This window comes from Aestuariivivens insulae (genome assembly GCF_022662195.1).
Classification (GTDB): Bacteria; Bacteroidota; Bacteroidia; order Flavobacteriales; family Flavobacteriaceae; genus Aestuariivivens; species Aestuariivivens insulae.
The window spans coordinates 330,558-342,133 of record NZ_JAKMCS010000004.1 but is presented as its reverse complement, the minus strand read 5'-3'; the positions used below and the strand labels follow the sequence as shown (position 1 = coordinate 342,133).

General features: G+C 35.3%; 9 protein-coding genes and 2 tRNA genes. 6 read left to right on the top strand and 5 right to left on the bottom strand.

Going from position 1 to position 11,576, the window contains the following annotated elements; genetic code table 11:
• Positions 1-273 precede the first annotated feature (273 nt).
• Positions 274-345 (bottom strand) — tRNA-Arg (locus MR062_RS07505).
• Positions 346-687: 342 nt separating this feature from the next.
• Here MR062_RS07505 and MR062_RS07500 point away from each other — a divergent pair.
• Both MR062_RS07500 and MR062_RS07495 read left to right on the top strand, forming a co-directional pair.
• Entirely contained in the window at positions 688-1,431 is a 744-nt protein-coding gene (locus tag MR062_RS07500; RefSeq protein WP_242203499.1) for a hypothetical protein, read from the top strand.
• A gap of 311 nt (positions 1,432-1,742) precedes the next feature.
• Positions 1,743-2,588 carry a sulfite exporter TauE/SafE family protein gene (locus MR062_RS07495; RefSeq protein ID WP_317235792.1) on the top strand — a complete coding sequence of 282 codons (846 nt, stop codon included), beginning with the start codon at positions 1,743-1,745 and terminating at the stop codon, positions 2,586-2,588.
• Between the two features lie 176 nt (positions 2,589-2,764).
• On the opposite strand, the gene MR062_RS07490 is transcribed toward MR062_RS07495, so the two are convergent.
• The gene (locus MR062_RS07490) at positions 2,765-3,184 is read right to left on the bottom strand and encodes a hypothetical protein (RefSeq protein ID WP_242203498.1); all 420 of its coding nucleotides are present in this window, start codon (positions 3,182-3,184) and stop codon (positions 2,765-2,767) included.
• 308 nt (positions 3,185-3,492) lie between these two features.
• Entirely contained in the window at positions 3,493-4,083 is a 591-nt protein-coding gene (locus MR062_RS07485) for a hypothetical protein (RefSeq protein ID WP_242203497.1), read from the bottom strand.
• A 416-nt stretch (positions 4,084-4,499) separates the two neighbouring features.
• Between MR062_RS07485 and MR062_RS07480 the strand changes: the two genes are divergently transcribed.
• Entirely contained in the window at positions 4,500-5,933 is a 1,434-nt protein-coding gene (locus tag MR062_RS07480; RefSeq protein ID WP_242203495.1) for an amidohydrolase family protein, read from the top strand.
• A gap of 162 nt (positions 5,934-6,095) precedes the next feature.
• Here the strand turns inward: MR062_RS07480 and MR062_RS07475 are convergent.
• Positions 6,096-6,169: transfer RNA gene (locus MR062_RS07475), tRNA-Asn, on the bottom strand.
• Between the two features lie 180 nt (positions 6,170-6,349).
• Positions 6,350-7,693 (bottom strand): RIP metalloprotease RseP, encoded by a 1,344-nt coding sequence (gene rseP, locus MR062_RS07470; protein ID WP_242203493.1) that lies wholly within the window; start codon positions 7,691-7,693, stop codon positions 6,350-6,352.
• A 171-nt stretch (positions 7,694-7,864) separates the two neighbouring features.
• Between rseP and MR062_RS07465 the strand changes: the two genes are divergently transcribed.
• The 3 genes from MR062_RS07465 (at position 7,865) to feoB (ending at position 11,377) form a co-directional block, all read left to right on the top strand.
• A complete protein-coding gene (locus MR062_RS07465; RefSeq protein WP_242203492.1) occupies positions 7,865-8,533 on the top strand; it encodes an SCO family protein in 669 nt (222 codons plus the stop codon).
• A 518-nt stretch (positions 8,534-9,051) separates the two neighbouring features.
• Positions 9,052-9,285 carry a FeoA family protein gene (locus MR062_RS07460; RefSeq protein WP_242203491.1) on the top strand — a complete coding sequence of 78 codons (234 nt, stop codon included), beginning with the start codon at positions 9,052-9,054 and terminating at the stop codon, positions 9,283-9,285.
• Positions 9,278-11,377 (top strand): ferrous iron transport protein B, encoded by a 2,100-nt coding sequence (feoB, locus tag MR062_RS07455; protein ID WP_242203490.1) that lies wholly within the window; start codon positions 9,278-9,280, stop codon positions 11,375-11,377. The genes MR062_RS07460 and feoB overlap by 8 nt, the downstream gene beginning before the upstream one ends.
• Positions 11,378-11,576 lie beyond the last annotated feature (199 nt).

The window sequence follows — 11,576 nt, the reverse complement described above, 5'->3', positions numbered from 1 at the left end:
GCATTCACTTTGTGACTCCACCAGGATTCCCTTCGGCACCGCTCAGGGTAAACCTCGAATCTTAAAGCTTCGCTTTACAGTTGCTTCGCAACTCTGGCGCATTCACTTTGTGACTCCACCAGGATTCCCTTCGGCACCGCTCAGGGTAAACCTCGAATCTTAAAGCTTCGCTTTACAGTTGCTTCGCAACTCTGGCGCATTCACTTTGTGACTCCACCAGGATTCGAACCAGGATCTAAAGTTTAGAAAATTTTTGTTCCCTGCCTGCCTTAGTGACCTTACCAGGATTCGAACCTGGATCTAAAGTTTAGGAAACTTTTGTTCTATCCCTTGAACTATAAGGCCATAATCTGGCTCGCAGGCAGGTATCCCTAGAACTATGGAGCCTAAATTAAAATTCGCGTAATTATATGAATCTTTTTTATTTAAACCAAGCCCTATAACCTTCTTTTTAACATTCCTTTCTTTTTGAAAATCTTAAAACAGTAAAACTTCACAACGTCTTTAAGCACAACTTTTATTTCCCTTCCTGTCTTTCAATTCTTTATAAAAATATTTTTTGCACCTTATAATTATGTTTCGTACTTTAATAGTTCGATTTTTTTTAGAAAAATGTATTCTACGCACTAGAGGCTATTTATCCCTTTTCTACCTCGCAATTTAACTTTCTTACTAAACTAATTAACTATGAAATCAAATGTCTTACAATTTGTTTTGTTATTTACTGCGTTGTATTTAACACCCCTGCTCTCAATTTCACAAAATGAAAACAATAAAACCCTTTACGAACTACAGTACATCTTACCAAAAATTGGTGAAGAATCCCTTTTTACCAAGGCCGTAAAAGCTCACAACGAAGCTTACCACAGTACCGCACCCTATGAGGCTACGCTAAATTTAGTTATGACCGGTGATGAAGCCGGATGGTACGTCTGGGAAATGGTGGGAACAAGTTTCAAAGATCTAGATAGCCGACCAGATAGCGAAGAACACAATAATCACTGGAATACCACTGTCGCTCCCCATATAGCAAAATATGGCCGTACCGAATACTGGGGTTTCAATAAAGCGCTTTCCTATGTGAGTCTACCGAATGAAAGCATTAAATATGCTTCTGTTTGGTTTCTAAAAGTTAATAGAGAGGTAAAAGATAAAACATTATCTGCTTTTATCAAACGCCTGTTAAGTGTTAACGAAAAACTGGACACAGACATGAGAGAATTCTATAATAGGTTTGGGCCTTCCAATACCAGTAGAGGTTTGGCTTTAGTCTTGCCTCTTACGAAATTGGCCGATTTGGATATAAACCAACATTTCAAAGAAGGCTATGAAGAGCTCTATGGTGAAAATAGTTGGAAAGAAGTCAACCTACTATGGAAAGAGTATTTCCCTGTTGTTAACCGAGAATTATGGGAATTTAATGCTTACTAAAACCCAATACAACCCTCCTTATGGCATCAAATAAAGGCTTTACAGAAATGTAGAGCCTTTATTTTTAACTGTTTGAATTACAATTCACACTTAAAGCAATTATAAAAGCTATAAACATATCAGGCCTCGCTCCCCTCCATAGTTATGTGATTCTATCTTTCACCTAAAACAATACTTGTTAATGCTTTTATAGATTCACGAGATATCATTAAAGCAATAACGAAATATCGTAAATACACGAAAAACAATAACTGCACTCGGCCTCCTTAAATATTTTATTTAACTGATATTCAATAGATTAATAAAAAGGCATGAAACATGAACACCTATTTCCAAACAATTTAATTAAACAACTAATGGAAATCATAGAAGTTTTAGGATATATTGGGGCGCTTATAGTTGGTGTGACCTTAGGTTTAATAGGGGGCGGTGGCTCTATAATCTCCATTCCCATATTAACCTACATGTTCCACATAAACCCAATAACCACTACTGCTTATTCATTGTTTGTGATTGGCACTTCTTCCTCAATTGGCACCTTAAATAATTGGAAGAAAGGCTTGATAGATTATAGAATAGCCATTGTTTTTGCCATTCCAGCATTCTTAGCTGTTTATATAGTTCGCAAATATATAATGCCAGAAATTCCCTTGGAGATCATTGCTATAAACAGCTTTGTAATAACTAAGGATATGGCAATTATGGCTTTCTTCGCCGTGGTTATGATATTTTCTGCCATTTCTATGATAAAAAAGAACAAATTTTTTACAACAGTTCAATTTTCAAATCGCCATAACTACCCATTAATTATTTTGGCCGGGCTTATTATTGGCCTGTTAACGGGTGTTATTGGCATTGGAGGTGGTTTTTTAATTATCCCCACACTGGTTTTATTGCTGAAAATCCCAATGAAAAAAGCTGTTGCAACAACATTGTTCATTATTGCCATAAAATCATTAGTTGGGTTTTTGGGCGATCTTGGAAATACAGAAATAAACTGGGGGTTCCTATTAATTTTTACAGCACTATCTACAATAGGCATATTCTTTGGCACCTACCTTTCTGCTTACATTAAAGGTGTAAACCTTAAAAAATCCTTTGGGTGGATGACCATGTTTGTAGCGCTTGTTATACTGTGTAAAGAATTCTTAATATAATAACCTCTAAAAAGAAGACATTGAAAATAAACTAGTGGTTTAATCAATTAACTAACTTTTGGGATTGATCCCCATTAAGGTCACTCTGTTACCATTCAAAAAGGATCAAAACAAAAAACGCCACCTTTTGGTGACGTTGCCATTTCTATACACACCCTCTAGAAATAATTCTTGTCTTACATCCAACCAAGCTCACGTAATGCCCAGGGAGCATTCCATATTTTGGTCATACTTTTTACTTTACCTTGATCATTCATTTTTAATGCGTAAACATAATCTGTATGTGTTGTCTTATTAGTTGGAGGAATAGGTCCTCCATCTCCAGAATGGGTCCCGTTAAATGTTGAGAAGAAGATAGCTGTGTTATTCTCTTCATCATAGGCCGAAGAATGAACATTATAACTACTTCCTGGCATTGTTACATTACTCAAGCCTTCTATCCATTCAACATAAGTTTTTATATCGTTAACTTCGGCTAGAGCTTGAGACTGACATTTAAATTTGCCTTCCCCTTCAACGTATTCAGCACATGCTTCCCATCCTTTGGCTGACTCACAATTGTGAAAAAAGGTTTTGGCGTTTTCAAAAGAATTCATAGTTGTTAGTTTTAGAAATAGATCAAGCTATATATTTGAAGCACTTCAAGATACAAAAAAAAGCATAACATTTCTGACAGTCTTTTAGTGAGTTTCTATGATGGCTATCACAAATATTCAAGGTTGACCTTACCAATAATTGAGACCGAAGAAGTGCTACATTTGGATATTAATCCTTTTTAATATTATAGTGAATAACCCTTTTATAAGATTAGACCTCTTTAATTTTGATGTAAAAAGTTGACAAGTTATTTTAGGTCAATATGATTAGTATACTTATCTAAATGGATTCCTAATTTAAAGCTTTGTCATTCAAATTTATGAAATACTAGCTCTGCTAACTTAGAATCTCCGTAAAAAATATCTGCTGTTTTTAATGATTTAGGAACACAAAAATAAACATCTACAATTCTATCCTTAAACTTTTTATTTCCAAAATAAACAGGTTGCAAATTGGGCTTTCTTTTAGTTCCAAAATCCATTTTACTCTCTATATTTTCATATCCTTCTTTGTCATAATCATAAAATAAATCATAAGAGTCTGGATTAAGGTTTTTGTTCTCAGGAGTAATAAAACCAAACCCTACAAAACCATGTAAATAATTATACTTTAAGTCAATTGGTCGTACCTTTATTTTTTCACCTTCAATTATTAGGTAAAAAGCATTAGGATTAAAAATTTCTCTTTTTTTTGATTCAGAATGTATTTTAAACCTTACTTGAACTTTTTTATTTGTATCATAGTCAATAGAAACAAAATAATTGGAGGTGTAAACTTCCCACTTTGTTGTAATTTCCTTAAACTTTTTAAAATCAAATTCAAATCCATTTACACTGGTTTGGGCTACAACCAATTGTAAAGTAAAAAACATCAAGACTATTGTTGAAAAGAGTTTCATAATTAAATTTATGACTAATTTATAATAAAACCATTACACCTAACAAAAATATTTCACTAAGACCAATAACCCACACAACCACCTTTAAATATTAAAAACATAGTATATTTATTACATGTTTAAAAAGTTGCTATTTGCAACTGCTTATCAACTAAAGTTAAAAAAAGGAAGCTACTCACTCCCTTTTAATCTTTCCATCTCCAAGCTAATTTTCCCTTGAACAACCTTACCATAACTATCTTGGGTTATTTTCATATTATTATAACCGAGAGGTTCACTCACAATCTCCATTGGGACATCATTGGTTTTAAACTCCACTTTACGTCTTCCTTTACATAGTTCATTTTTATAAATCCTAACAATATTTGTATTTTAGAGCATCTAAACACACCAAAGGAGTACAAAAATAATATAACATGAAAAGTATCGGTCTACTTTTATTAGGAAGTATTCTATTTATTGCCTGCAAAACTGAAAAGCCCCCTGTATTTGATATTCTTATCAAAAACATCAATATTGTCGATACTTATACGGGAAAGGTAATAAACGGACAAACCATAGGTATCAACAATGATACAATTGCCCAAATAACATCCTTTAACTCGGCAAAAAACTGGACAGGCAACCAAACCATAAATGCAAAGGACAAATTTATTATACCTGGCTTATGGGACATGCATGTACACTTTGGGGGTGGCGACACTTTAATTGCCGAAAACAAAAACCTTTTACCGCTTTATATTGCTAACGGCGTAACTACGGTTAGAGATTGTGCTGCCGATATTAGTCCGAGCGTTTTAAAATGGAAAAAAGAAATTCAAGAAGGCACCTTATTAGGACCTTACATTCTCACATCGGGACCAAAATTAGAAGGAAAAAACTCTATTTGGCCTGGTGATTTGGAGATCGAAAACGAAAAAGAATTGGGGCAAGCCCTAGATTCTCTTGACAAACTTAAGGTGGATTTTGTAAAAATTACAGATAATGCATTAAGCCCAGAACTGTTTTTAAAAAGCATAAAAGAGGCCACCATAAGAGGGTATAAAACCTCTGGACATACGCCATTCGAACTTACAATAAGTGAAGTCTCCAATGCTGGTTTAACAACTATAGAACACATGGGGTATATGCTAAAAGCGGCATCATCCCAAGAGGATGAAATAATTAAGGATTATAAAAACGGTAAATTGAGTTATGCTGAAGCGCAATCGTTATTGACCCAAACTTTTGATACTGCCGCTGCTATAGCAAAGTACAAAAAATTGAGCAGCAATGGCACTGGCATTGTTCCCACCCTTATAGGCAGCAGAATTACATCTTACCTTGACCAAAATAATCATCTTTCAGACCCGGAGCTAAAATACCTTGGCCCAGGCCTAATAAAAACATATGATTGGCGGGTAAACAGAGCCAATAAAGCCTCGCAAGAGGCTATAGAGTCTCGCCATAAAAAATACAAAAAAATGGTAAGCTTATTACCCTTAATACAACAATCGGGAATGAAGATTATTGCGGGTACCGATGCAGGATTCTTAAATTCATATATCTATCCTGGATTTGCACTTCATGAAGAGCTTCAAATTTTTGTTGAGGGTGGTTTATCTCCTTTACAAGCATTACAAACATCGGTCATCAATGGCCCAAAGTACTTTGGACTTACAGCGTATTATGGAAATGTAGAAAAAGGTAAAGTAGCCAATTTACTCATATTGAACAGTAATCCGATAAACGACATTAAAGCGACCAAAGATATTTATATGCTCATCAAAAAATTGAAAGTTTATAATAGAACCATGTTAGATGAGTTACTTAAAAAACTAGCTAGTGAATATGAAAAGGAAATAAATTAGAAGTTACGTTGGGTAAAAACAAAAAAAAACCAACATGCCTATGTTGAGGTTTGTCTTTTGCACCCCTCTTGTTCTTCCCTCGACTATGCTCGGGACAGGCTTCTCTCAAAGGCTTCAAAACAAAAAAACGCCACCTTTTTCGGTGACGTTTCTCTTTCGACGCTCCCCCTCTTGGGCTCGAACCAAGGACCCTTTGATTAACAGTCAAATGCTCTAACCAACTGAGCTAAGGAGGAATATTAAAAACATTTTTAAGTCTTTTATTGACTTCACTACTCTTACAATACTGCCGGAACTTCATAAGCTCAGTTCTGAGCCCTGCCTGCCGGCAGGCAGGTAAGGAGGAATGTTTTTCGCTTTTGCGAGCGCAAATATATATTAATTTTTAATTACTACAAATTTAATAATTAAAAATTTTAATTAAAAATAGCTTTAAAGATATCATTACCGTTAGCAAACAGCACCAATGCTATTAAAATAAAGAACCCAACCATTTGTGCATACTCCATAAATTTGTCTCCTGGCTTTCTTCCAGACACCATTTCATAAAGCAAAAACATAACATGGCCACCATCTAATGCTGGTATAGGCAATAAGTTTAGGACGCCTAACATAATGGATAAAAATGCGGTAAGAGCCCAGAAATCTTGCCATATCCATTGCGGTGAAAATATATCAAAAATAGCCTTGAAACCACCAACTCCTTTATATGCTCCTGTTTCTGGCGAAAATATTTTGCCCAATTGATCCCAATAACTAACTATTTGTTCAGTAAATTTATCTAGACCTCCTTTAAAACTTTCCCCAAAAGTATACTCTTTACGTGTAACTTCTATATAACCCAGTTCGTCAAACCTTACAAGATTCCTAGCTGGAATAATTCCAAATTTGCCATCGGAATCTACTTTTAACTCTCTAGCGATCTTATCTTCACCCCTTAAAAAAACTGTTGAAACAGTTGTTCCATTATAACCTTCTAAAACAGAAGACAATTGATCAAAATATCTTACTTCCTTATTGTTAACCGACAACAAAATATCTCCCTCTTTCAGGTCTACACTTTTATTCTGTAATGTATCGACCACTTCCCCTACCATAAAAGGAATTCTAAGCTTAAATAAGCTTCCTTTTTCTTTTCTTGAAGATAACTGTCCTAAAAAATCTACAGGCATCTCAATTGTTTGAGAAACGCCATTTCTTTCAATCAAATATTTTTCACCACTGATTATTTTTTTTATAACATCAGAATGAGAATTAATGGTAACATCATCTATTGATATTATTTTATCACCTGTCTGAAATCCAATATCATTTAACACAGGGTTGTCAATCCAATACCCATCCTTTAAACTTTTGCTTGAAAAATCAGTATCTCCATAAACAAAAGAAATTAGAACATAAATTATATAAGCCAAAATAAAGTTAACCGTAACGCCACCCAACATAATAATTAAACGCTGCCATGCCGGTTTGGAACGGAATTCCCAAGGCTGTGCTGGTTGTGCCATTTGTTCGGTATCCATGCTTTCATCGATCATCCCCGATATTTTCACATAGCCCCCTAAAGGCAACCACCCTATTCCATATACAGTTTCGCCTATTTTCTTTTTAAATAGCGAAAACTTCACATCAAAAAACAAATAAAACTTTTCCACTCTCGTCTTAAACGCTTTTGCAGGGATAAAATGGCCCAATTCATGCAAAACAATTAACAGGGAAAGGCTCAATAAAAATTGAGATATTTTTATAACAAACTCCATATAACTTCGGTCAAATTTTTATAATCGCACAAAAGTAAGGTTTTAAACCAAGTATAAAAAGGTTTTTATATAATGCCACTGGTTTTAACATGAATTTAAAGGTCTATAAATTTTTAGAGACACGGCTTTCATTGTATTTTTGCCAAATCTATAATTTATCAAAACATTAAAATGTTATCGTTTTTTAAGGTTTACAGAAAATTTGCTGTTTTTTTTACGGTTCTTTCTATAATAATCATCGTCATTATATACAATACGCTTAATGTCTATCAACCGCTTCCTATATATCAGCCCGCTATGGTAAGTGCCGAATTGGTTGACAGCACTATGCAATACCAAAAAAAGTACCATAAAATAGCCGATTTTTCACTTACCAATCAAAATGGAAAGACCATCTCCCAAAACGATTATGAAGGGAAGATTTATGTGGCCGATTTCTTTTTCACGACCTGCCAGACCATTTGTCCCATTATGACAGACCATATGGTAGATATCCAAAACAAAATTATAAACGACGATGAGGTGATGTTATTATCACATTCTGTTACCCCAGAAATCGATACCGTGGCCCAACTAAAGCGTTATGCCAAGAAAAAAGGCGTGATTGATAGCAAATGGAACTTGGTAACTGGCGACAAAAAGCAAATTTACGACTTGGCCAGAAAAAGCTATTTAGCGGTAAAAGACAATCCATATGCTGGGGATTACGATATGATCCATACCGAAAATTTTATGCTTATTGATAAAAAGCGTCAAATTCGCGGATTTTACGACGGCACCAATCCAGAGGATATTGACAGGTTGCTCGAAGACATCAAACACTTAAAAAAAGAAAAGTAACCGTTCCATTACTCATGCAATGGGCACTCAACAAATATCTCTTTTGCAGAATATTTATGGCAAATGGCAAGCCACCGCGCTATCCGCTATAGTTTTTTAAAATATTCAAGGTTTTTCAACAACTATAATTGTTAGCCATCTTGGTTCTTGATTCTTTGCGTCTTGGCTCCCTTGCTAGATATTTTAAAAAAGCTGCCGCTCCTATCGCTTTTGCAGGAGATTAGGCATTAGTCGTTTGGCCATGCTCCTTTAACAACTCAATTTTAATATATCCAACCTGTTGTTTTCACTTTCAATCCCTTCAATCTTTTATCTTATGCAATCTCTTTAATTTGCTTACTCTCTATAGCAACTAAGTAATAAGCACACACATGATATTTAGGAGACAACTTCGACTGCGCTTAGTGTGACACCTTAGCCACCATATTTTTCCTTTTCCAAAACTTTAAACGCCTAAACTTTTATACTTCTAAACTTTTACCTTACTTTTGCTTCTTTAAAATCAATCTAAATAAGCTTTGCAGTACACTATAGCACATCTTAAACGTGGCGAACGTGGCATTATTACCGATGTTTCGTCAAAATTAATTCCGTTAAAACTTCTGGAAATGGGCTGCTTACCTGGTAATACCGTAGAGCTCGTTCAAGTGGCGCCTTTTCAAGACCCTATGTACCTCAATATCAATGGGTCGCATTTAGCTATTAGAAAAGAAACCGCCATCCATATTTTAATTGAAAAAATAAATGGGTAAACAAATAAATGTCGCTTTAATTGGGAACCCCAATACAGGAAAAACATCAGTTTTTAATGCACTTACCGGTTTAAACCAAAAGGTGGGCAACTATCCCGGCATAACGGTTGAAAAAAAGGAAGGCATCTGCAAATTGCCACGAGGTGTTAAAGCCCATATAATTGATTTACCTGGAACATACAGCTTAAATGCCTCATCACTTGACGAGAACGTCGTTATTGAGTTATTGCTCAATAAAAATGACAAGGATTTTCCCGATGTTGCGGTTGTAGTTAGCGATGTTGAAAATTTAAAACGCAACCTCTTACTTTTTACCCAAATTAAGGATTTGGAAATCCCTACCATTTTGGTCATTAACATGGCCGATAGAATGGACTACAAGGGCATTTCCCTAAACATTGGTTATCTAGAAGAACGCCTTAATACAAAAATAGCCTTAGTAAGCACCAGAAAAAAAGAAGGCATAGACAACCTAAAAGAACTCATTGCCAATTACAAGGATATTTCAATAACGCCTTGCTTAAATGCTTCAGAAATTGACAAAACATATTTTGACAATTTACGTAAAGCCTTCCCTAACCAATTACTCTATAAGTTATGGTTAGTGATAACACAAGATGTTAACTTTGGAAAAACCGACCGAAAGGAAATTGAGGATGTTACTTCTTTTAAAACCAAAAGTAAAGCCGATTTAAAACGACTCCAACAAAAAGAAACCATAAAACGTTACCAATTTATAAACGACGTTCTAAAAGTAGGCCAGACGATCGATTTAGAAAACGCTAAAGACCTACGCATTAAACTGGACAGGATCATTACCCATAAAGTTTGGGGCTATCTCATTTTTGGCATTATTCTACTGACCATTTTCCAAGCCATATACGATTGGTCCAGTGTACCCATGGATTTTATAGACAGTGCTTTTGCTTCATTAAGCGAATGGACCAAAAACCAATTGCCACAAGGGGCCTTTACCAACTTATTGGCAGAAGGTATAATACCAGGACTTGGTGGAATCGTTATATTTATTCCACAAATCGCTTTTCTATTTCTGTTCATTTCGGTTTTAGAAGAAAGTGGTTATATGAGCCGTGTGGTGTTTTTAATGGACCGCGTTATGCGTCGTTTTGGATTAAGCGGAAAAAGTGTCGTACCCCTAATTTCCGGTACTGCATGTGCCATTCCTGCTATAATGGCAACACGAAATATTGAAAGTTGGAAAGAACGCCTAATTACTATTTTGGTAACACCATTTACCACCTGTTCTGCAAGGCTTCCCGTTTACCTCATCATTATTGCGTTGGTCATTCCTGAAGGTCGTTTTTTTGGTTTGGGCTATCAAGCCTTAACATTAATGTTATTGTATTTAATAGGGTTTGGAACAGCGGTACTTTCGGCCTATATTCTTAATAAAATACTAAAAATTAAAAGCCGCAGCTTTTTTGTGGTAGAGATGCCCAATTACAAGCTCCCGCTTTTTAAAAATGTAGCCTTAGCTGTAGTTGAAAAAACCAAGTCCTTTGTGTTTGGTGCCGGTAAGATAATTCTAGCCATTTCTATAATTCTTTGGTTTTTGGCATCTTACGGACCTAATGAGAATTTCAACAATGCCGAAACTATTGTTAAAACTGAATTGGCCAACCAAAATTTAAACGAAGACGAATTACAGCAAAAAATAGCCTCCCATAAATTGGAACACTCTTTTATAGGGATTACCGGGCGTGCTATAGAACCCGTAATACGGCCTTTGGGTTACGACTGGAAAATTGGTATCGCCATCGTGAGCAGTTTTGCCGCGCGTGAAGTATTTGTAGGCACACTGGCCACCATTTATAGTGTGGGAAGCGATGAAGAAGAAACCATAAAAAATAGAATGGCAGGCGAGGTAAACCCCATTTTAGGAGGCCCCCTGTTTAATTTTGCATCGGGTATTTCCCTGTTGCTATTTTATGCCTTTGCCATGCAATGCATGAGCACCCTGGCTATAGTAAAACGGGAAACCAATAGCTGGAAATGGCCTGTATTGCAACTTACCATTATGAGTAGTTTTGCCTATATCGTGGCTTTAATTGCTTTTCAAGTATTGAAATAATTCTAAATAATATACGACCAAGGTAACATGAACCATATCATCCAAAATATACTCGTAATAACATGTATTGTTTTAGCCCTTTTATTTTTGGTTAAAAAATTCATTTGGAAATCATCTAAACCAAAAAAATCCTGTGGTAGCGGTGATGATTGTGGTTGTCATTAAATAGCTCATATTATATTCAAAATAATTAAAGCTT

Coding starts and splice junctions, on each gene's coding strand:
- MR062_RS07495 (WP_317235792.1), top strand. CDS start 1,743: ATGAAACATGAACACCTATTTCCAAACAATTTAATTAAACAACTAATG.
- MR062_RS07480 (WP_242203495.1), top strand. CDS start 4,500: ATGAAAAGTATCGGTCTACTTTTATTAGGAAGTATTCTATTTATTGCC.
- MR062_RS07485 (WP_242203497.1), bottom strand. CDS start 4,083: ATGAAACTCTTTTCAACAATAGTCTTGATGTTTTTTACTTTACAATTG.
- rseP (WP_242203493.1), bottom strand. CDS start 7,693: ATGGAGTTTGTTATAAAAATATCTCAATTTTTATTGAGCCTTTCCCTG.
- MR062_RS07465 (WP_242203492.1), top strand. CDS start 7,865: ATGTTATCGTTTTTTAAGGTTTACAGAAAATTTGCTGTTTTTTTTACG.
- feoB (WP_242203490.1), top strand. CDS start 9,278: ATGGGTAAACAAATAAATGTCGCTTTAATTGGGAACCCCAATACAGGA.
- MR062_RS07490 (WP_242203498.1), bottom strand. CDS start 3,184: ATGAATTCTTTTGAAAACGCCAAAACCTTTTTTCACAATTGTGAGTCA.
- MR062_RS07500 (WP_242203499.1), top strand. CDS start 688: ATGAAATCAAATGTCTTACAATTTGTTTTGTTATTTACTGCGTTGTAT.